The following is a 21,175-nucleotide window of genomic DNA, read 5'->3' on the forward strand; positions in this document are numbered from 1 at the left end:
CAATCCGCCGGACGTTGACGCAGATCAACGCCGGCTCGGCGTCGCTCGCCAGAATCCACAACATCTTGTTGTTTTGCAAAATCAAAACACATCATGTTGTGGAGAAATTGAAATGACCCAGCCCCGGAAGGCTACCTGGCCGGCCACCCTGCTCAAGCGCAACGGACGTGAAGTCCCCTTCGATCCCGGCAAGATCGAACGCGCCATCGCCGCCGCCGGCCAGGCCACCGGCGAGTTCGACCCGCAGCAGGCGCAGGCGCTCGCCGAACGCGTGGTGGAACGCCTGCCGGAGCGCGCCTGCCTGGATATCGAACGGGTCCAGGACCTGGTCGAACGGGTGCTGATGGAAGCCGGCCACTACCCCACGGCGCGCGCCTACGTGGTCTACCGCGAACGCCATGGCCGGCTGCGCCGCGAGCGCAAGACCCTGGTAGACGTCGCCGCGTCGATGAACGAATACCTTTCCCGCGAGGATTGGCGGGTGCGCGCCAACGCCAACCAGGGCTATTCCCTCGGCGGGCTGATCCTCAACGTATCCGGCAAGGTCACCGCGAACTACTGGCTGGACGAGGTCTACGATGCCGACATCGCCGCCGCCCACCGCGACGCCGACCTGCATATCCACGACCTCGACATGCTCGCCGGCTATTGCGCCGGCTGGTCGCTGCGCACCTTGCTGAACGAAGGCCTGAACGGCGTGCCGGGGCGGGTCGAGGCCGGTCCGCCGAAGCACCTGGGCAGCGCCCTGGGGCAGATGGTCAACTTCCTCGGCACCCTGCAGAACGAATGGGCCGGGGCCCAGGCCTTCAGTTCCTTCGATACCTACCTGGCGCCCTACGTGCGCAAGGACCGCCTCGACTACGCCAGCGTGCGCCAGGCCCTCCAGGAGTTCATCTACAACCTCAACGTGCCGTCGCGCTGGGGCACCCAGACGCCCTTCACCAACCTGACCTTCGACTGGGTCTGCCCGGACGACCTGCGCGACCAGGTGCCGCGCATCGGCGGCGAGGAGATGCCCTTCGCCTACGGCGAGCTGCAGGCCGAGATGGACCTGATCAACCGCGCCTACATCGAGGTGATGCAGGCCGGCGACGCCCATGGCCGGGTGTTCACCTTCCCGATCCCGACCTACAACATCACCCACGACTTCCCCTGGGACAGCGACAACGCCACGCGCCTGTTCGAGATGACCGCGCGCTACGGCCTGCCCTACTTCCAGAACTTCCTCAACTCGGACATGCAGCCCAACCAGGTGCGCTCGATGTGCTGCCGCCTGCAACTGGACGTGCGCGAACTGCTCAAACGCGGCAACGGCCTGTTCGGCTCGGCGGAGCAGACCGGCTCGCTGGGCGTGGTGACGATCAACTGCGCGCGCCTGGGCTATCGCCACCGTGGCGACGCCGCCGGCCTCTACCGCCAGCTCGACCACCTGCTCGAACTCGCCTTCGCCAGCCTGGAGCTGAAGCGCAAGGTGATCCAGCAGCACATGGATGCCGGCCTCTATCCCTACACCCGACGCTACCTGGGTACCCTGCGCAACCATTTCTCCACCATCGGCGTGAACGGCCTGCACGAGATGGTGCGCAACTTCAGCGACGACCGCGAGGGACTGCACAGCGAAGCCGGGCGCGAGATGGCCCTGGCCCTGCTCGATCACGTGCGCGCGCGGCTGGTGGGTTTCCAGGAGGACAGCGGGCACCTCTACAACCTGGAAGCCACGCCCGCCGAGGGCACCACCTATCGCTTCGCCCGCGAGGACCGCAAGCGCTATCCGCGCATCCTCCAGGCCGGCACGCCGGAGGCGCCCTACTACACCAACTCCTCGCAACTGCCGGTGGGCTTCACCGACGACCCGTTCGAGGCGCTGGAGCTGCAGGACGCCCTGCAATGCAAGTACACCGGCGGCACCGTGCTGCATCTCTACATGGCCGAGCGGATTTCCTCCGCCGAAGCCTGCAAGACCCTGGTGCGCACCGCCCTCGGTCGCTTCCGCCTGCCGTACCTGACCGTCACCCCCACCTTCTCGATCTGCCCGCGGCACGGCTACCTGGCCGGCGAGCACGAGTTCTGCCCGAAGTGCGACGAGGAGCTGCTGCAACGCTCCACGCCCAAGAGCTGTTGCGGCGGCTGCGGCGGTTGAGTCGCCTGTCGTTCCTTTCATCCACCAGCAAGGAGTACCACCGATGAACCCCAACCAGTTGCCCGAAAGCCAACGCCAGCGCTGCGAAGTCTGGACCCGCGTGATGGGCTACCACCGTCCCGTGGCAGCGTTCAATGCCGGCAAGCAGTCCGAGCATCGCGAACGCCGCCATTTCCGCGAGACGCGATGAGCGCCACGCTCAGGGTCGGGGGCCTGGTGCCCCTGACCACCCTCGACTACCCCGGCCTGCTCGCCTGCGTGCTGTTCTGCCAGGGCTGCGCCTGGCGCTGCCGCTACTGCCACAACCCGGAACTGATCGCGCCGCGCGGCGCGGAGGAAATCCCCTGGCCACGCCTGCTCGACTTCCTCCGCCGACGCCAGGGCCTGTTGCAGGCTGTGGTCTTCAGCGGCGGCGAGGCGACCCTGCAGGCGGCCCTCGGCGACGCCATGCGCACGGTCCGCGAACTGGGCTTCCGCGTCGGCCTGCACAGCGCCGGCATCAACCCCCGCGCCTTCGCCCGGGTGCTGGCGCAGAGCGACTGGGTGGGCTTCGACGTCAAGGCGCCGGCCGAGGACGTCGCCGCCATTACCGGCGTGGACGGCAGCGGCGCGGCCAACTGGCGCAGCCTGGAATGCCTGCTGGACAGCGGCGTGGCCTACGAATGCCGGACCACGGTGCACTGGGGCTTGTTCGATAGCGAACGCCTCTGGCGCCTGGCGACGCGCCTGCGCGCGATGGGCGTGGAGCGCTTCGCCGTACAACTGGCGCGCCCGGCCCGCCAGCTCGATCCGCAGCTTCTCGCGAAGCCCGCGCCGCAGGGCGCTGCGCAGCTATGGCGAGAACTGGAAGAGCTGTTTCCCGCCTTCGAACTGCGCGACGCCTGAGCCTCCGGTTCAGCGGCGCCGCTCGGGCCTGCCAGCTCGCTCGGACAGGGCGGACAGTCCCGACCAGGCCTGCTCTTCACAAGACTCATACGATCGTACGAGAGCACCTTCTCGATTCCTAGTTGCGTCCAATTGTCGCGGACGGCGCCGCTCGCCACCCTTGCTCCAGATTCAGCGACCCCGGACCCGCGCCATGAAACTCACGCTCACCCCTCCCCTGACCCCCAGCCACTGGATGCGCTCGACCGACCTGGCCGACGCCGCCTGCGCCCCCCTCGTCGGCACCCACTCGGCGGACGTGGCGATAGTCGGCGGCGGCTTCGTCGGGCTCTGGACCGCCATCACCCTCAAGCAACTGGAGCCGGACGCACGGGTCCTGCTACTGGAGCAGGACGTCTGCGGCGGCGGCGCTTCCGGCAGGAACGGTGGTTTCGTGATGTCCTGGTGGCCGAAGATCGGCACCTTGCTGGGCTTCTGCAGCGAGGCGCAGGCGCGCTTCCTTGGCGAAAGCGCGGAGCGGGCGATCCAGGAACTCGGGGAGTTCTGTGCGCGGCATGACATCGATGCGCACTTCCAGCAGAAGGGCTGGCTGTGGACCGCCACCACGGCGCACCACCTCGACGCCTGGAACGATACCCTCGCCGCCTGCGAACGGCTCGGCGTCAGTCCCTTCGAACGCCTCGACGCCAGCGAAGTGGCACGCCGGACCGGTTCGCCGGTGCATCTCGCCGGGGTCTTCGAGCGCAGCAATGCCACCGTGCAACCAGCCTTGCTGGTGCAAGGCATGCGCCGCGTGGCGCTGGCCCTCGGCGTGGAAATCCACGAGCGCTGTGGCGTCAGCCAGATCGTTCCCGGCCAGCCGGCACAGCTGCTGAGCGCCGGGGCCCGGGTCCAGGCCAAGGCGGTGGTTCTCGCGACCAACGCCTGGTCGGCCGCCCTGCCCAGGCTCTCCAGGCTGATCGTACCGGTGAACAGTTCCATCGCGGTTACCGAGGCGATACCGCAACGGCTGGAGCGAATCGGCTGGACCGGCGGGGAAGCCATCACCGATTCCCAACTGATGGTGGACTACTACCGCACCACCCGCGACGGGCGCATCGCCTTCGGCAAGGGCACCGGCGCCATTAGCTACGGCTCGCGCATCGGCCGGGTATTCGACGTCGACCGGGAGAGCCTGGCCCTGACCGAGGCCGACTTCCGCCGCACCTATCCCTCGCTAGGCGACATCCCGCTGGTCGACGGCTGGTCCGGCCCCATCGACCGTACCTACGACAGCCTGCCGGTCTTCGGCCACCTGCACGAGAACATCCACTACGGCATCGGCTGGAGCGGCAACGGCGTGGGACCGAGCCGCCTGGGCGGGCGGATCCTCGCCAGCCTCGCCCTCGGCCGCGACGACCCGTGGAGCCGTTGTCCGCTGGTAGAACGCCGCTGCCGGAGCTTCCCCCCCGAGCCGCTGCGCTACCTGGGTGGCTCCCTGGTGCGCAACGCCGTCCTGCGCAAGGAACGCGCGGAACTCGCCGGTACCGCGCCCTCGGCCACCGACCGCTTTCTCGCGCGCTTCGCCCCCGCCGGCCTTGAAGACAAATCCTGAGGAGCCCATGGCATGAACCCTTCGCTCATCCGTCTCGACGACGAAAGTCCTTTCACCTCGCCCACGCCCGTCGGCCAGCCCCTGGGCGAACCGGTAGCCCTGACCCGTACCGCGGCCCACCGCCCGCTCGCCGACGGCAACGGCGTGACCGGCATCTGGGAATGCACCCCGGGGCGCTTCCGCCGACAGGTCGAGCAGGCCGAGTACAGCTACATCGTCAGCGGTGAAGGTCGCTTCACCCCGGACGAAGGCCAGGCCGTGGAGTTTCGCGCCGGCGACGCGCTCTATTTCGCCGCTGCCACCCAGGGTACCTGGGACATCCGCCAGACCGTGCGCAAGACCTACCTGATCTTCGACTGACCCCGAAGAACCGAACTCCACCGCCCTGACAGAGGAAACAAGAAATGGGTATGCGAGAAGCGAACGACAACGCATCGGGCCTCAAGGCCCATCCCCTGGGCTCGCTCGAGACGATCGCGATCATCATCGGCACCAACATCGGCGCCGGCGTGCTGAGCATGGCCTACGCCGCCCGCAAGGTCGGCTACGTGCCGTTGCTGGTATGCCTGGCCCTGACCTGCCTCTTCTGCATCGTCACCATGCTCTACGTGACCGAAGCCTGCCTGAGAACCCGCGGCAACAACCAGCTCAGCGGCCTCTCCCGGCGTTACCTGGGCCCGCTCGGCGGCTGGCTGATCTTCATCGCGGTGGCGGCCAACAGCTACGGGGCCCTGGTCGCCTACATGACCGGCAGCGGCAACATCATGCTCGAGTTCTTCGGCCAGTACGGCCTCACGCGCGAGGTCGGCAGCCTGATCTTCTTCGTCCCCTCGGCGCTGGTGCTCTACCTGGGCCTGAAGGCGCTCGGCGTGGGCGAGAAGCTGATCAGCGCCGGCATGGTGGCCATCGTCTGCATCCTCATCGGCGCGACCCTGATGCACGACGACGCCCGTCTCGCCCACCTTTGGCAGAGCCAGTGGCAATACGTGGTTCCAGTGTTCAACCTGGCGGTCTTCGTGTTCGGCGCGCAGTTCCTGGTTCCGGAGCTGGTGCGCGGCAACCTGGCAACCCCCGCGCGCGTGCCGCGCCTGATCGTGGTCGGCATGCTGCTGACCTTCCTGCTGGTGGCGGCCATTCCTGCCTCGGTCATCGCCCTGGTCGGCCCCGACAACCTCAGCGAGGTGGCGACCTTGAGCTGGGGACGCTCCCTCGGCCAATGGGCCTACTACGTGGCGAACACCTTCGCCTTGCTGGCGATGCTGACCTCCTACTGGGGACTCGGTGGGTGCCTGTTCACCAATATCTTCGACCACTTCCGCCTGGGCAGCGAAACCAACCGGCGCAAACGCCTGGCGGTGCTCGCCGCGGTCTCGGTCCCGCCGTTCCTGCTGGCCTATGCGGGGCTCGGCGGCTTCGTGAACGCGCTGTACTTCGCCGGTACCTTCGGCGGCGTACTGATGGGCATCATCCCCATCCTCCTGCTCAACGCGGCGCGGCGCCACGGCGACCAACTGCCGGCATTCAGCTGCGGCTGGTATGCCCATCCGCTGATACAGGGGCTGATCGTCCTGGTGTTCGCCTCCAGCGGGGTCTATGCGATCGCCTCGGCACTGGGGATGCTGCCCGCCAGTTGGTGACAGGGCGCGCTGCCTGCGCCCGGGGCGATTACACTGAAAGCCCATGCCTGGAGTTTCCTGGACATGCCGCAGAGCATCCGCCACCTGATCGCCCTCCCCGAACTCCGTTCACGCCTGCTGAGCGGAGCCGGCGGCCTCGACCGCCCGGTTCGCTGGGCGCATGTCTGCGAACTCGACGACCCCACCGAATGGCTCGGCGAGGGTGACCTGCTGATGACCACCGGGCTGGGCATACCGAGCGAGGCCGAGCGGCAACGGCGTTACGTCCGAAGACTGGCCGAGGCCGGCCTGGCAGGCATGATGATCGGCGAGAACATGGAAGCCCCGAGCGACCTCGATGCCCTGCGCGAGACGGCCGAGGCCCTGGGCTTCCCGTTGATTCTCACCCACTACGGCGTCCCTTTCGCCGCCGTGACCCGGGCCATCGTCGATGCGGGGCAGAAAGACGAATACGAGCGCCGCAACGCCCTGGCCCGGATATACGAAAGCGCCCGATTGAGCATGCAGGGACTGGGCCTGCCGGCGCTGCTGCAACGCCTCGGCAAGGACGTGCGGAGCAGCCTCTACCTCATCGTTCCCGACACCCTGGCGGCCTGGCAGCCAGGCCTGCCAGGGCTGCCCGCGGAGTTGGCCGACGCGCTGCGCAACCGCCGTCGCGAGCAGGCGGAGCCGCAGCCAATGGTCCTTCGCCATCCGCTCGCAGAAGGCGAAGCGCTCAGCATCGGCATTCCTTCCGACCGGAACTGCCTGCTGATAGCCCTGGGCGAGCGGCTGCCGGACTACAGTCTCCTGCACCACCTGACGGCAGTGCTCGGCATAGAGATCGAACGGCTGCGCGTCGAAAGCGAACGCCACCTGCGCCTGGGTTCGGAATTGCTCGACGACCTGCTGCAACGACGGCTATACCGGGAACAAGCCGAGGAGCGGCTGGAGGAACTGCTGCCCGGGCTCGATCTCGACGATGCAGTCGTTTCCGTGGCAAGTTCCGAGGGGCTCGCGACCGACCCTATCGGTCTTTTCCGGGGCCACGACTCACGCCTGCTGGTTCGCGCGCAAGGCCAGGAAATCATTCTGCTGCACCAGGCCGGCCTCGCCTCGACACTGCAGGAAGCCCTGGACAGCTCGCTGGGAGTGAGCGCTCCGCTCCGTCGTGCCGAACGTTGCGCCGAGGCCTTGCGCGAAGCGCGCCTGGCCCTGGCCCACAGCCATTCCCGGCGGCCGTTGTGTCGCTACGCGGAACTGGACGACGAGGCGCCCTGGCTACCCAGAAGCCTCGCCGAGGCCGAGCGGGCGTTCCGCCTGGTCCTCGGCGCCCTCCACGACTATGACGCGGCCAATGGCTCTGCACTGCTATACACGCTGCAGGTCTTTCTCGAGGAAAACAGGTCCTGGTTGAACGCCGCGCAGCGGCTACACATACACAAGCAGAGCCTGGTCTACCGGATACGCCGCATCGAGGAAATCAGCGGTCGCTCGCTGGACAGCACCGCCGATGTGGCGACCCTCTGGTTCGCCTTGCAGGCAACCCGGCTGTCGCCGGAAGCGAGGGGCAGGACGGCGAAGAGCAGCCTCCTGGAGCAGTCCGCGCACCATGGCGGCGACATGGACTGACGGCGGAACCCGACACTTGGCGCTTGCAGGGCGACGCCGCCGCCAACAGGCGCGGCCAGGAACGGTTGCCCGACAGCGGCGTGGCCTGTGGATGCCGGACCACGGTGCATCGCAGCGAGCGCCGTTGCGAATGCATTAATCCCCCTTGCTAGCTAGCCACCCCACCGCTGGAGCGGCGCGGCCCGCGCTTCTAGGCTCGAACGGTAAGACGGAAGCCCATCGGCGCGGCGCAAAGGAGGCCTGCGATGCGTAACGGAATCGACGCTGTATCCGCCCCGCTACCCACCCTGTTCGTATCTCCGCCGGCGGTCTTCACCGCCTCCCTCGAGCGACTTCCCCCACGCGCTCGGCAGGCCCCCGCCGCCCAGCGCCCGCCGGGGTCGCCCGGCATTCCCGGCAGCGCCCGGTTGCAGACTGGCGCCACCACGTCCCACTGACGTCCCAACGCCGACGGCCATACCGTCGCAAGCGCTTCATCCCCCCGCGATCCGCCCGTCGCGCTCGTCCCCATCGGGACCAACCGGGCCGCCCCCGGCCCGCTCCTTCGAACCTGCGTGGAGTCCATCCCATGAACGGAAGCAGATCCACCTTTCTCTACCTTCTCGCCGCCGCCGGCCTGGCGCTGACACCCGCGGCCCAGGCCGACCGGGGCAACGACGTGGTCGCCCGGCTCAACCAGTTGTACAACGACACCCGCCAGGATTGCGGCGGACCGTCGAAGCCGGCATTCCTCTGTTCCGGCGTGCTGTTCCGCGCCACCTGGCCTTCGACCGACTACATGTTCTACAGCATCAGTCCGAAGAGCCAGAAAAGCGGCGGCGTCTCCGCCTCCTACCTGCGCAAGGACGCCAAGTACCGCAAGCTCGCCTATGGCCTGAAGAGTGGCTTCATCTTCGACACCATCTTCGGTAATCCGAAGGACCACCAGGACTATGCGGTGCTCTGTTCCTTCCCCATCGACGCCGCCACCGACGACCGCGCCCAGCAGGGTTGCACCGATTCGCGGCGCACGCCGAACAGCGTCGAGAAGTCCTGCCAGGACATCAACGTCAGCACCGCCGAGCAGTGGGCGGCGAACTACCGGCAGAACCGCGGCGACCATTCGCGGCAGTGCTCCTTCGACGTCCGCGACGAGCGCAATACCGCCGCCGGCCCGGCCTTCTACCAGAGCATCCGGGCGATGGCGCAGATCGCCGACGAATCCTTCACCACCCAGAACGAACTGCGCCTGGCCAAGTGGGAGGAAAACCCGCCGAAGTCGCCGTCGATCCTCGCCGCGTTCTACACCGAGGACGCCGGCCTGGAGGGCGCTCGGCTCAACCAGATCCAGTGGTACCAGTCGGTCCAGGCATTCCTCCCGATCATCAACATGCGACTGCCGCAGACCCGCCAGCAGGACGCGCAGTTCGCCTACGACGGGCGTAAGCAGGCGATCTACCCGACCAGCGAGAAGAATGCCTGCGAGCGCTATGTGGAAAGCGCCACCTGGGTGGAGCGCGACGATCCGGGCTTCAGGAAGAAGATCATGACCCTGGAAGTGGTACCGACCGATTGCGGGCGCAAGATCCAGGACAACCAGACCAACAATTTCTTCAACGAGCTGGTGGTCGACCACTACCTGGACAGCGAATGGAAGGACAACCCGGACAACCGCGACAGCAATATCGGCAGCATGCGCCGACAACTGGTCTGCCACTTCAACGTCGCCCGCAACAAGCCCGAGTGGAACCTGGAACCCTCGCGGCCGTACACCTCCAACGAGGACTCCATCGCCAAGGGCTGCAATAACACCTGAGGCCGCTCCGCGGGGGCGCTACGGCGTCCCCTGCGAACAGCGATATGGCCTTTTGATATCACACGCTCTACCATGCCGTCTTTCCAAGCCGCCAGGGAACGAACGCATGGCTTTCGATGCCGCCCGCTATGTCCACCGCTACTACGCCAGCCTGGCGCCCGCCCCGGGCAACGAATACCCGCGCCTGAGGGCCTGGGAGTACCTCTGGGAGTATGTCTGGGACCCCAGTCGCAGCTGGGACGACCTGACCGCCCCCGAACAGCTCGACACCACCGCCCTGCACCTGGGTTTCTACCTGGCCAACTGGGGCATGTTCCGTGGCTCCTCGGGACTGCTGCAGAACAGCAACCTGGACCTGATGAAAGCGCTGGCCCGGCAGCTCTTCAGCTGTGCCGGAGCGGAACTCTTCGAGCTGTCCCTGGTGGATTTCGCCGGCAACGGCGCGCGCCTGGCGCACAACCGCAAGCTGCTGGAAACGGTGCTCGGGTCGATGGATGCCCTCAGCAGCCGGGTGAGCTGGACCGACACCCTGAAGAGCAAGATCCTGCTCGGCGTCTGGGGCGAGTTTCCCGCCCTCGACCGCCACTACCTGGCCGCCTGTCGCGCGCTGTATCCACGCCGGGGCCTGACGAGCGTCAACGGCGGGACCCTCACCGCGCTGCACCGCCTGATCGGCGAAGAAAGGCTGTCGTTCCCGCGCCTGGAGACCGCCCGCAAGGGGCTCCTCTACCCCACCGGACGCCTGGCCGACATGGCTTTCTTCCAGTACGGCCTGGAAAACGCCTGAGGCGCTGCGCCGCCGATCCGGGGGACTTGTAGGCATGCCCTCGCTGTAAGTAGTATGAGACTCATTCTCAATTACAACAGCGATCCCCTCCATGCCGCCGGCCGAAGCCTCCCTGCACGACGCTGTGAGCCATCTCTATCAGGACCACCATGGCTGGCTGCAAGGCTGGTTGCGGCGACGCCTGGGCTGCGCGGAAAACGCCGCCGACCTGGCCCAGGACACCTTCGCCCGCCTGCTCGCCTCGCGCCGGGTACTGGATGCGCGCGAACCGCGCGCCTACCTGACCACCGTCGCCAAGGGGCTGATGATCAACTGGTTCCAGCGCCAGTCGCTGGAGCGCGCCTACCTCGATGCCCTGGCCAACCTCCCGGAAGACCTCGCGCCGCCGCCGGAACAGCGGTTGATGGTGCTGGAAACCCTGCATGAAGTAGACGCCCTGCTCGGCAGCCTGCCGGACAGGGTCCGCCAGGCGTTTCTCCTGGCGCAGATCGAAGGCCTGAAGTACGAAGCCATCGCCGAGCGCCTGGGCGTGTCCCTGGGTTCGGTCAAGCGCTACATGCAGCAGGCCTTCCGCCAGTGCCTGGAGCTGATGGAATGAATTCCGCGGGCGAAGGCCGGATTCCCTCGCCGATCCTCGACGAGGCCGCCGAGTGGCTGGTGCGCCTGCAGGACAGCGGCTGCACCGACGACACGCGCCAGGCGTGCGCCCAGTGGCGGCAGCGCAGCGCACAGCACGCCCATGCCTGGGAGCGCGCCGAGCGCCTGCTGCAATGCCTCGGCCGACTGCCGCCGGCGCTGGCCCTGCCGACCCTCGGCCGCGAGCGCGGGCTGGACCGGCGGCGCGCGATCAAGCACCTCGCCCTGGTCCTCGGCGGCGCCTCGCTGGGGCTCGCCACCTGGCAGGCCGAGCCGTTGCGCGACTGGCTGGCCGACCAGCGCACCGGCGTCGGCGAACAGCGCCGCCTGACCCTGCCCGACGGCAGCCTGCTGACCCTGAACACCGACAGCGCCGTGGACCTGGCCTTCGACGCCAGCCAGCGGCTGGTACGCCTGCTGCGCGGCGAGATCTTCGTCGATAGCCGCGCCGACCCGCGTCCGTTCCGCGTCGCCACCGCCGAAGCGCGGCTGCATGCCGGTGCCGCCCGCTTCAACGTACGCCAGGAGATGGCCGCGACCCGGGTCGCGGTACTCGCCGGGCGGGTCGAACTGAGCCCGCTCCACGGACGCGGGCGCTGGCTGGAAAGCGGCGAGTCGGTGCGCCTGGGCGCCGACGGCGAAGCGCGCCGGCTGGCCTTCGACGGCCTGCCGGACGCCTGGACCCGCGGCATGCTGATGGCCGACCGGATGCCGCTGGCCGAGGTGCTCGCCGAACTCGCCCGCTACCGTCGCGGCGTACTGCGCTGCGACCCGCAACTGGCCAGGCTGGCGGTGTCGGGCGCCTATCCGCTGCTGGACCTGCGGCGCACGCTGGGCATGCTGCAGGCCACCTATCCGCTGAAGGTGCGCGGGGTGACCGACTACTGGATCAGCCTGGTGCCGGCGTGACGGCGCGGCCGCCATCCCCGTGGCAACCGCCCCCTCGCGTCCACCCCGGCAGGCCGTCCGCCGTTGCGCCGGAACAGGCGTTGCCATCGACATACCGTGCTCCGCAGAAAAATAACCGCCTCGACCTGAGACCTTTTTCCTTCTCGGCTGGCAAGTAGAGGAATCCGCCCCGACCCAAGGTCCGCAGAGACCACGAGGAACCCTGTACATGCCCGTACGCACGCTTCGCCCCCGTTCGCTGTCCCTGGCCATCCACGCCGCCGCCATGACCCTCGCCCTCGCCGGAGCGGCCCCCGCCCTGCTTGCCGCCGAGGCGCCCGCCGCCAGCTCGGCGCGCAGCTATGACATCGCCCCCGGCCCGCTCGGTCGCACCCTGTCGGCCTTCGCCAGCGACAACGGGGTGTCCCTGGCGTTCGACCCGGCGCTCACCGAGGGTCGCCGCAGCGCCGCCCTGCGCGGCCGCTACGCGCCGGTCGAGGCGCTGCACCGCCTGCTGCTGGGCAGCGGCCTGGAGTTGCAGCAGCGCAGCGACGGCAGCTACACCCTGGTGCCGGCAACCACCGATGGCGCGCTGGAACTGCAATCCTCGCTGATCACCGCCCAGGCCGCCGGTGCCGAGACCCTGCCCGCCGAGTACGCCGGCGGCCAGGTGGCCCGTGGCGCGCGCCTGGGCATGTTGGGCAACGCCGACGTGATGGACGCGCCATTCAGCATCACCAGCTACACCGCCAGGACCATCGAGCAGCAGCAGGCGCGCAGCGTCGCCGACCTGCTACAGGCCAACGATCCGTCGGTGCGGGTGGTCGGCGGGCGCGGCGACCTGGTGGACAGCTACACGATTCGCGGCTTCAGCGTGCAGAACGCCGATGTCGCCTTCAACGGCCTCTATGGCCTGCTGCCGTTCTGGCGGGTACCGATCGAATTCGCCGAGCGCGTGGAAGTGCTCAAGGGACCGAACGCCCTGCTCGGCGGGATTTCCCCCGGCGGCAGCGTCGGCGGCACCATCAACCTGGTGCCCAAGCGCGCCGACGACCAGCCGCTGACCCGCGTCAGCGTCGACTGGACCCAGCGCAGCCAGCTCGGCACTCACCTCGACATCGGCCGGCGCTTTGGCGAGAACAACGCCTTCGGCGTGCGCTTCAACGGCGTCTACCGCAACGGCGATACCGCCGTCGACCATCAGAGCCGCGAGTTTCCCATGCTCTCCCTGGGCCTGGACTTCCGTGGCGAGCGCCTGCGCCTGTCCAGCGACCTGCTGTACCAGAAGGAAAGCCTGGAAGGCGTGGTGCGCCCGCTGCTGACCGGCCCGGGAACCACCCACATCCCCCACGCCCCGGACTCGAAGACACGCTTCGGCCTGCGCGATTCCTACCTGGACCAGGAGGACTACTCCATGGTCAACCGCGGCGAGTACGACCTCGCCGACAACCTGACGGCGTTCGCCAGCATCGGCGGCCGCCAGAGCAACTACGAAACCATCGCCGCCAACAGCATCCTCATCGGCAACCAGGGCGATATCGTCAACAGCCTGGCACGCCAGCGCGGCGACCGCCGCACCTATTCCGCCGAGGTCGGCCTGCGCGGCAACTTCGACACCGGCCCGCTCCGCCACGACTGGACGCTCAGCGCCAACCGCCTGCACGAACGGCTGGGCATGGTCTATGCCTTCACCGGGATGCAGCCGGGCAACCTCTACCAGACCTCGCCGCATACGCCGCTGCCGGACTTCTCCAGCCTCGACGGGAGCATTCCGAAGACCAATGAAACCGACCTTGGCGGCGTGGCGCTGGCCGACAGGCTGTCGTTCCTCGATGATCGCGTGCAGGTCACCCTGGGCGTGCGCCGCCAGCAGATCGAGTCGCGCAACTACGACCAGACCAGCGGCGCGCGCACCAGCCACGACAAGCGGCACGTGTGGACGCCGATGGCCAGCGTGCTGGTCAAGCCGCTGCAGGACCTGTCGCTGTACGCCAACTACATCCAGGGCCTCAGCCAGGGCGAGGCGGCGCCGATGACCGCGGCCAACGCCGGCCAGGTGCTGGCGCCATACAAGGCCGAGCAATACGAGATCGGCGCCAAGTACGACCTGGGCGGCTTCACCACCACCCTGGCGCTGTTCGAGATCAGGAAACCGAACGCCTATACCGACGCCAGCAACGTCTTCCGCGCCGACGGCGAGCAACGCAACCGCGGCGTGGAGCTGAGCCTCTATGGCGAACCCCTGGACGGCGTGCGGGTGATGGCCGGCGCCACCTACATCAAGCCCGAGCAGAACAAGACCGGCGACCCTGCCAGCGAAGGCAAGGACGCGCCCGGCGTGGCCCGTCGCCAGGCCAACCTGGGGGTCAGCTGGGACACCCCGTTCGTCGACGGACTGACCCTCGACAGCCGCTGGATCTACACCGGCTCGGCCTATGTGGACAGCGCCAACGCCCTCGCCGTGCCGCACTGGAACCGCGTCGACCTCGGCGCCGCCTACGCCTTCCAGGTCGCCGGCAAGCCGCTGGTGGCGCGCGCCAACCTGGAGAACGCGCTGGGCAAGGACTACTGGACCGCAGCCAACGGCTACCTGTCGATCAGCTCGCCGCGCACCCTTTCCCTTTCCCTCACGGCGGACTTCTGAGTCCGCCCCACCATAACCAGAAACCGCCGATGACCAGCCTATGACCGCGAAAACCCTGCGCACCTGGTACCTGGTGCACAAATGGACCAGCCTGATCTCCACGATCTTCCTGCTGATGCTTTGCCTCACCGGGTTGCCGCTGATCTTCCACGAGGAGATCGAGCACTACTTCGAGCCGCATCCGCAGCTCGAGCCGCTCACCGCCGAGTCGCCGCGCATCGACTACGACGACGTGATCGCCCGCGCCCTGGCCGCCCGGCCGGGCGAAGTGGTGCGCTTCCTGGTATTCGAAAAGGACGACCCGCTGGGCCTGGTGATCAGCGCGCCGAGCCTGGTACCGCCGCCGGAGAACGGCCACATGCAGCCGTTCGACGCGCGTACCGGGGAATTCTTCGACGCGCTGCCGCCGCCGGGCGGCTTCATGTACCTGATGCTGAAGCTGCACACCGACCTGTTCCTCGGCCTGCCCGGCTACCTGTTCCTCGGCCTGATGGGCCTGCTGCTGGTGGCCTCGCTGGTGTCCGGGGTGGTGGTATACACGCCGTTCATGCGCAAGCTGGACTTCGCCACGGTACGCGCCGAACGCAGCCGTCGCCTGAAGTGGCTGGACCTGCACAACCTGCTGGGCATCGTCACCCTGTCCTGGGTACTGGTGGTCGGCGTGACCGGGGTGATCAACACCCTGGCCCTGCCGATCCTGATGCTCTGGCAAGGCGGGCAGTTGGCGGAAATGACCGCGCCCTACAAGGACGCGCCGCCGCTACAGCGCCTCGGCTCGCTCGACGCGGCCCTGGCCACGGCACGCCGGGCGGCGCCGGACATGGAGGTCAGCTTCGTCGGCTTCCCCGGCACCCAGTTCAGCAGCCAGCATCACTATGCGGTGTTCATGCGCGGCAACACGCCGCTCACCGAGCGCCTGCTGAAGCCGGCACTGATCGACGCGCAGAGCGGCGAACTCACCGACATGCGCGAGATGCCGCTGTACGTGAAGACGCTCCTGCTGTCGCAGCCGCTGCACTTCGGCGACTACGGCGGCATGCCGCTGAAGATCGTCTGGGCGCTGCTCGACCTCGTCAGCATCGTCATCCTCGCCAGCGGTCTCTACCTCTGGCTCGGCCGACGCAAGACGCCATTGGAGAAGCGCCTGGCGGAACTGCCGGACGGCAGCCTGGCGACGGAGGGCAAGGCATGAGGCGCGGTCTCTGGATGATCTTCCGCTGGCCCCTGCTACTGGCCCTGCTCGGCCTCTTCGGGCTGCTCTCGGCGCTGCTCGGCGACGGCCTCTACGACCTGCTCTCCTGGCTCGCCCTGGGCACTCCGCTGGTGCTGGTCGGCTGGGTCTGGCTGCGCCTGCCGCGAACCCGAAGGAACCCCTGAGATGACTACCCCGCCGCCCTCCGCCAACACCCTGGACCTGCGTCCGCTGATGTTCGAGACCTTCGTCTGCACCCTGGCGGTGATGTCCTTCGTCGCCCTGGTCGGCCCGCTCGCCCGCAAGCTCGGCCTGGCGCCCTGGCAGGCCGGCGCCGCGGTGACCGTCGGCGGCATCGCCTGGATGCTCGCGGCGCGGCCCTGGGGCATCGCCAGCGACCGGCATGGGCGACGGCGGATACTGCTCGGCGGGCTGGCCGGCTTCGCCCTCTCCTACGGCTCGCTCTGCCTGTTCATCGTGCTCGCCTTGCACTGGACGTTGCCGACCCTGCTCGCCTTCGCCGGTATCGTTCTCCTGCGCGGCCTCGCCGGCGGTTTCTACGCCGCGGTGCCAGCCTGCACGGCGGCACTGGTGGCCGATCACGTCGAGGCGCAACGACGCGCCGCGGCGCTGGCCGGACTCGGCGCGGCCAGCGCGATAGGCATGGTGATCGGGCCGGGGCTGGCCGGACTGCTGGCGACTCACGGGTTGGTCCTGCCGTTGCTGGTCACCGGCGCGCTGCCCCTGGTCGCCCTGCTGGCGCTCTGGCGCTGGCTGCCGCGCGAGGAGCGTCGCCAGCCGAACCGCGGCGCCGCCCTGGCGATCGGCGACCGCCGCCTGCGGCGGCCGCTGGCGGTGGGCTTCGTGGCGATGTTCAGCGTCACCGTGGCGCAGATCACCGTGGGCTTCTTCGCCCTCGACCGGCTGCGCCTGGATTCCGCCGACGCCGCGCGGGTGGCCGGCATCGCCCTGACCGCCGTGGGCGTCGCGCTGATCCTGGCCCAGCTCCTGGTGCGCCGCCTGGACTGGCCACCGCCGCGACTGATCCGGGTCGGCGGGCTGGTCGCCGCCATCGGTTTCGCCGCCGTGTGCTTCGCCGACTCGCCGCCGCTGCTCTGGCTGGCCTTCTTCGTCGCCGCGGCGGGCATGGGTTGGGTGTTCCCGGCAGTCTCGGCGCTCAACGCCAATGCCGTGCGCGCCGAGGAACAGGGTGCCGCCGCCGGCACCCTGGTGGCCGTACATGGCTTCGGCCTGATCAGCGGGCCGCTGCTCGGCGCGCTGCTCCACCAATTGGACAGCCGCGCCCCCTACGCGCTGGTCGGTCTGCTGCTGGCGCTGGCGGCGTTCTGGCCGAGCCAACCGACGCGCCCCGTGGAAACGAGGAGCGAAGCACCATGACCGCTGTCGACCTGCTGCTGGTCGCGACCCTGCTGGCGGCCCTGCTCGCCTGGTGGATACCCGCCCTGCCCGGCCGCCGTGGCCTGCTGGCGCTCGCCTCGACGCTGGCGCTCGGCGCCGGCCTGTACGCTGTATGGGACGACCGCTGGCAAGCCGGCGTCGGCGCCTTCGCCGGTTTCTCCCTGCTGCTCGGCGCCTGTCTGCGCCGGAAGCCCGTGCGCGGCCTGCCGTTCCGGACCGGTTCGCTGTACGGCCTGCTGGTGCTGCTGGCAATCGCCGCGCTGTACCTGTTCCCGGTCGCGCCGCTACCGGCGCCGAGCGGCCCCTATGCGGTCGGCGTGCGCGATTTCGAACTGGACGACCCCAGCCGGCCCGGCCTGCTCGGCGCCCCGGCCGGGCAGCCGCGGCGCCTGCTGGTACGTGCCTGGTACCCGGCGCGCCCGATCGCCGGCGCCGCACCACGCCACTACTTCGACCCGGACGAGGCACGCAGCACCGCGCGGGGCTTCGGTGAAATACTCGGCTTTCCGCCGTTGCTCGCCTACCTCAAGCACCTGCGCACCAATTCCTATCCGGACGCCCCGCTACGCGACGACTCCGCTCGCCTGCCGGTGGTGTTCTACAGCCACGGCTACAGCGCCTTCGCCGGCGGCAACTGGACCCTGATGGAAGAACTGGCCAGCCACGGCTACGCGGTCTACGCCATTCAGCACAGCGGCGACGCGTCGCCGACCCGCCTGCCCGACGGCACGCTGCTGCCCATGGACCCCGGGCTGGTCGAACACCTGCGTCGGGCCGCCCACGACGGCTTGCCGCAGGCCATGCGCCAGGGCTATGTCAGCGACGATCTCGACCAGCGCCTCGACGGCCAGTTGCACACCGCCCTCGACCTGCCCGCCCCGGCCAACCGCGCCGTCAACCTCAGCGCGCCGGTATGGCTGGCCGACCGCCTGTTCGTCCATGACCGCCTGCAGGCCGGCGAGGTCCCGGACAGGGTCGCCGACCTGGTGGCCGCCAGCGACTTCGCGCATACCGGCGAGATGGGCATGTCCTTCGGCGGCTCGACCACCGGCGCGGTCTGCATGGTCGACCGACGCTGCGCGGCAGCGGTCAACCTCGACGGCGGCGACTTCGACTTCGCGCCCTTCGATAGCGATTTCCCGGCGCCGCTGCTGATGCTGCACGCCGACCTTGGCAACTTCTACCGGCTGTTCGGCATCGAACCGCCGGCCCGCCCGAGAAGCTTCAACGACTTTTCCTACGAACGCTTCGAGCACGCCGGCCAGCGCCAGGACATTCATCGCCTGATACTGCGCGATTCGGCCCATGCCGGGCTTACCGACAATCCGCTGTTCATCCGCCGGCCGCTGCGCGACGGGCTGCTCGGCTCGGCACCGACGGAAGTCCTCATCCAGGCTCCCAACGCCCTGGTGCTGGGTTTCTTCGATCACTACCTGCGCGGCCGCGCCAACGACTTTCCGCAAGCGCAGATGGCGCGCTTCCCCGCCTGGCTGACGCGCTACGACAACTCGGCGGTGCGCGACTGGTGGCTGGCCAAGCCGGAAGCCCAGCGCCTGGCGCTGCGACAACGCATCGACGAAATGAAACGGCGCAAGACCGGGCTGGATCTTCCCTGACGACGGGTTACAGTGGGCGCCCCATCTGCGGAGCGCCGCCCCATGCATATCCCGCCCGAGCTGATCATCCACCAGACCCGCCACTGGACGCTGAACCAGCGGATCGACTCGGCCCTGCCCGGCTACTGCATGCTCGGCTCGCGGCAACCGGCGACGGCCTTCCACCAACTGCCGGAACAAGCCCTCGCCGAATTCGGGCCGCTGCTGGCCAGGGTCGAGCGCGAAATGGACGCGCTCCTGCGGCCGCGACGCATCTATGTCGGCCGCTACGGCCACATGCCCGGCCTGCCGGTGCATTTCCACCTGATTCCACTGTACGACTGGGTCGAGGAACTGTTCTGGGAGGACACGCGCTACCGGACGCTCCAGCAGTTCGGCGTGCCGACCGCCGAACCCCTTACCGATGGCGCCGAGCTGACCCTGTTCGTCTGGCGCGAATTCTGCGAACGCGCCGATCCACCGGCCGTGCGCGGCATGGATCGGCAACAGGCGATCGCCGGATTGCGCCGGGCATTCGGCTACGGCGTCCAACCCCGAACATCGCCTGGGCCGGACTCCGAGCCCGCGTAGGGCGCATGACCGCATGCGGTTATCCACCGTGAAACGGATGGGTTCCAAGGCCGTGAGGGATGAATACCCGCCATGAAACGGGTGGGCTTCGAGGCCGCGTAGGGCGAATAACCGCTTGCGGTTATCCGCCATGAAACGTCGGCGCAGCGGCGGATAACGCCGGTGGCGTTATTCGCCCTACGGCCCGGCTCCGGGGCCGCGGGACGCATATCCGCCGTGAAACGCCGGCGCAGCGGTGTCGTCACGGTTGCAGGTAGCGGTGCTTCCAGCCTCCTTCGTCGCGGTCGTAGCGCAGGCGCTCGTGCAGCCGCTCGGTGCCGTTGCCCCAGAACTCCACCGACTCCAGGCACAGTTCGAACAGGCAGTAGCCCGGCGGGCGCGGCAGCGGGCCGTCGGTTTCCGCCAGGCGCCGGGCTTCGGCGCGCAGGGCGTGGATGTCGGCGAGGGTTTCGCTCTGCCGCGAGGCGATCGACATCGGGTGGGTCTGGTACGGGCGGCTCAGCCACTGGGCGTCGGCGCGCTCGTCGGGCAGGCGTTCGGCGCGGCCGTTGAGGATGATCTGCTGGCTGCTCTCGCGCCAGTACAGCACCCCCGAGGCCCAGGGGTTCTGCGCCAGTTCGCGGCCCTTCTGGCTATCGGCGTGGGTGGCGAACACCACCCCGCGTTCGCCGAGTTCGGCGATCACCACGATCCGCGTCGACGGCCGGCCCTGCCCGTCGACCGTGGCCAGGGCCAGTGCCCGCGGCTCGCGCACGCCGTAGCGGCGGGCGCGTTCCAGCCAGTTGCGCAGCACCTCCATGGGGTTCGCCGGCGGCGCCTCGAACTCCGGGAAAGGGGCTTCGATGGTCCCGGTGAGGGACTCGGAAATGTTCGCGTTGACGCCCATCACGGCGTTCCTCCGTTCTGCCCGTTCACAGGTAGGCCCGGCCTTCGGCGAAGGCCGCGCCGTTGCCCGACACTTCCACCGTCGAGACCCGCTCGCCGGCACCCTCAGCGCGGGCGTACATGCGCGACGGCCGGCCGATCTCGACGCCCTGGAGGATCTCGATCTGCTGCCCGTAGGGGATCTGCCGGTGGCGCGCCAGGTGGATCGCCAGCGGCCCGGCGGCGGAACCGGTGGCGGCGTCCTCGACCACGCCATAGGCCGGCGAGAACATGCGGCTGCGCCAGTGCCGCCCGGCGCCGGCGAAGCAGTTCACCGCCAGGTCCGGGAAGTCGCACAGCGCGCGGTGGTCGGGGTGCAGCGCGGACAGCGCGGCGACGCTCTCCAGACCGACGAAGACGTGGCGCGGGCCGTTGCGGTAGACCTCGATGGGAAAGGTCGAGCCCTTCAGGCCGAGGGCGGCGAGCAGCTCGGCCGGGCGGCTGAAGTGCTCCCAGGTGGGGATCGGCTGCTGCATGCTGCAGGCCACCACCTTGCCGTCCTGGCGCTCCAGGGCGAAGGGCACGGTGCCCATCCTGGTCTCCAGGAACAGCCTGTCCTTGTCGGTCTCGGCGCCCAGGGCGATGGCGGTGCCCAGCAGCGGGTGGCCGGCGAACGGCAGTTCGTTGACCGGGGTGAAGATGCGGATGCGCGCGTCGCCGTCCTGTTGCGGGCGGAGCACGAAGGTGCTCTCCGACAGGTTCATCTCCCGCGCCATGCGCTGCATGCGCTCGCCGCTGAGGTCGTCGCAGTCGAAGAACACCGCCACCGGGTTGCCTTGCAGCGGTTCGCTGGCGAAGGCGTCTATCACGACATATCTGTGCATGGGCTCTCCTGGC

General features: G+C 68.8%; 20 protein-coding genes. 18 read left to right on the plus strand and 2 right to left on the minus strand.

From position 1 onward, the window contains the following. The first annotated feature begins 112 nt into the window (after window positions 1-112). The 18 genes from VQ067_RS16240 (at window position 113) to VQ067_RS16325 (ending at window position 19,414) form a co-directional block, all read left to right on the plus strand. A complete protein-coding gene (locus VQ067_RS16240) occupies window positions 113-2,140 on the plus strand; it encodes a ribonucleoside triphosphate reductase (RefSeq protein ID WP_003111559.1) in 2,028 nt (675 codons plus the stop codon). Window positions 2,141-2,183: 43 nt separating this feature from the next. Beyond that, complete coding sequence (gene nrdD / locus VQ067_RS16245; RefSeq protein ID WP_003111560.1) at window positions 2,184-2,330, plus strand: anaerobic ribonucleoside-triphosphate reductase; 147 nt, start codon at window positions 2,184-2,186, stop codon at window positions 2,328-2,330. Next, a complete protein-coding gene (locus VQ067_RS16250; RefSeq protein WP_003088207.1) occupies window positions 2,327-3,025 on the plus strand; it encodes an anaerobic ribonucleoside-triphosphate reductase activating protein in 699 nt (232 codons plus the stop codon). The genes nrdD and VQ067_RS16250 overlap by 4 nt, the downstream gene beginning before the upstream one ends. A 193-nt stretch (window positions 3,026-3,218) precedes the next feature. Then, window positions 3,219-4,619 (plus strand): NAD(P)/FAD-dependent oxidoreductase, encoded by a 1,401-nt coding sequence (locus VQ067_RS16255; RefSeq protein ID WP_023132073.1) that lies wholly within the window; start codon window positions 3,219-3,221, stop codon window positions 4,617-4,619. A 12-nt stretch (window positions 4,620-4,631) separates the two neighbouring features. Then, a complete protein-coding gene (locus VQ067_RS16260) occupies window positions 4,632-4,979 on the plus strand; it encodes a cupin domain-containing protein (protein WP_003088200.1) in 348 nt (115 codons plus the stop codon). A 44-nt stretch (window positions 4,980-5,023) separates the two neighbouring features. Further along, the gene (locus tag VQ067_RS16265; RefSeq protein ID WP_003139822.1) at window positions 5,024-6,256 is read left to right on the plus strand and encodes an aromatic amino acid transport family protein; all 1,233 of its coding nucleotides are present in this window, start codon (window positions 5,024-5,026) and stop codon (window positions 6,254-6,256) included. Window positions 6,257-6,319: 63 nt separating this feature from the next. Next, window positions 6,320-7,867: a PucR family transcriptional regulator gene (locus VQ067_RS16270; RefSeq protein WP_009315578.1), complete on the plus strand. Its 1,548-nt coding sequence runs from the start codon at window positions 6,320-6,322 to the stop codon at window positions 7,865-7,867. A gap of 245 nt (window positions 7,868-8,112) precedes the next feature. Beyond that, window positions 8,113-8,304: a hypothetical protein gene (locus tag VQ067_RS16275; protein ID WP_020750944.1), complete on the plus strand. Its 192-nt coding sequence runs from the start codon at window positions 8,113-8,115 to the stop codon at window positions 8,302-8,304. A 131-nt stretch (window positions 8,305-8,435) separates the two neighbouring features. Continuing rightward, window positions 8,436-9,662 carry a DUF2599 domain-containing protein gene (locus VQ067_RS16280; protein ID WP_003112111.1) on the plus strand — a complete coding sequence of 409 codons (1,227 nt, stop codon included), beginning with the start codon at window positions 8,436-8,438 and terminating at the stop codon, window positions 9,660-9,662. Window positions 9,663-9,768: 106 nt separating this feature from the next. Further along, window positions 9,769-10,449: a hypothetical protein gene (locus VQ067_RS16285; RefSeq protein WP_340080862.1), complete on the plus strand. Its 681-nt coding sequence runs from the start codon at window positions 9,769-9,771 to the stop codon at window positions 10,447-10,449. Window positions 10,450-10,540: 91 nt separating this feature from the next. Continuing rightward, window positions 10,541-11,047 (plus strand): sigma-70 family RNA polymerase sigma factor, encoded by a 507-nt coding sequence (locus VQ067_RS16290; protein ID WP_033991022.1) that lies wholly within the window; start codon window positions 10,541-10,543, stop codon window positions 11,045-11,047. Then, on the plus strand, window positions 11,044-11,994 hold the full coding sequence (locus VQ067_RS16295; RefSeq protein WP_033991020.1) for a FecR domain-containing protein: 951 nt from the start codon (window positions 11,044-11,046) through the stop codon (window positions 11,992-11,994). Before VQ067_RS16290 ends, VQ067_RS16295 begins: the two co-directional genes overlap by 4 nt. Before the next feature lie 208 nt (window positions 11,995-12,202). Further along, window positions 12,203-14,617, plus strand: a complete 2,415-nt coding sequence (locus VQ067_RS16300; RefSeq protein ID WP_033991018.1) for a TonB-dependent receptor — start codon at window positions 12,203-12,205, stop codon at window positions 14,615-14,617. Window positions 14,618-14,657: 40 nt separating this feature from the next. Continuing rightward, a complete protein-coding gene (locus tag VQ067_RS16305; protein WP_003088170.1) occupies window positions 14,658-15,809 on the plus strand; it encodes a PepSY-associated TM helix domain-containing protein in 1,152 nt (383 codons plus the stop codon). Beyond that, the gene (locus VQ067_RS16310) at window positions 15,806-15,994 is read left to right on the plus strand and encodes a hypothetical protein (protein ID WP_003088166.1); all 189 of its coding nucleotides are present in this window, start codon (window positions 15,806-15,808) and stop codon (window positions 15,992-15,994) included. Before VQ067_RS16305 ends, VQ067_RS16310 begins: the two co-directional genes overlap by 4 nt. A gap of 1 nt (window position 15,995) precedes the next feature. Further along, window positions 15,996-17,207: an MFS transporter gene (locus tag VQ067_RS16315; protein WP_003158858.1), complete on the plus strand. Its 1,212-nt coding sequence runs from the start codon at window positions 15,996-15,998 to the stop codon at window positions 17,205-17,207. Then, entirely contained in the window at window positions 17,204-18,844 is a 1,641-nt protein-coding gene (locus VQ067_RS16320; RefSeq protein WP_033991016.1) for an alpha/beta hydrolase, read from the plus strand. Before VQ067_RS16315 ends, VQ067_RS16320 begins: the two co-directional genes overlap by 4 nt. 42 nt (window positions 18,845-18,886) lie before the next feature. Beyond that, the gene (locus VQ067_RS16325; protein WP_023091920.1) at window positions 18,887-19,414 is read left to right on the plus strand and encodes an HIT family protein; all 528 of its coding nucleotides are present in this window, start codon (window positions 18,887-18,889) and stop codon (window positions 19,412-19,414) included. Window positions 19,415-19,655: 241 nt separating this feature from the next. Here VQ067_RS16325 and phzG read toward each other — a convergent pair whose 3' ends face one another. Continuing rightward, window positions 19,656-20,300: a phenazine biosynthesis FMN-dependent oxidase PhzG gene (gene phzG, locus VQ067_RS16330; protein ID WP_003112073.1), complete on the minus strand. Its 645-nt coding sequence runs from the start codon at window positions 20,298-20,300 to the stop codon at window positions 19,656-19,658. Between the two features lie 25 nt (window positions 20,301-20,325). Then, window positions 20,326-21,162, minus strand: a complete 837-nt coding sequence (gene phzF / locus VQ067_RS16335; RefSeq protein WP_003117652.1) for a phenazine biosynthesis protein PhzF — start codon at window positions 21,160-21,162, stop codon at window positions 20,326-20,328. Between the last annotated feature and the right edge of the window lie 13 nt (window positions 21,163-21,175).

Origin of the sequence: Pseudomonas sp. KBN12P06040, from assembly GCF_037574965.1 — a bacterium.
GTDB classification, from domain to species: Bacteria; Pseudomonadota; Gammaproteobacteria; order Pseudomonadales; family Pseudomonadaceae; genus Pseudomonas; species Pseudomonas aeruginosa.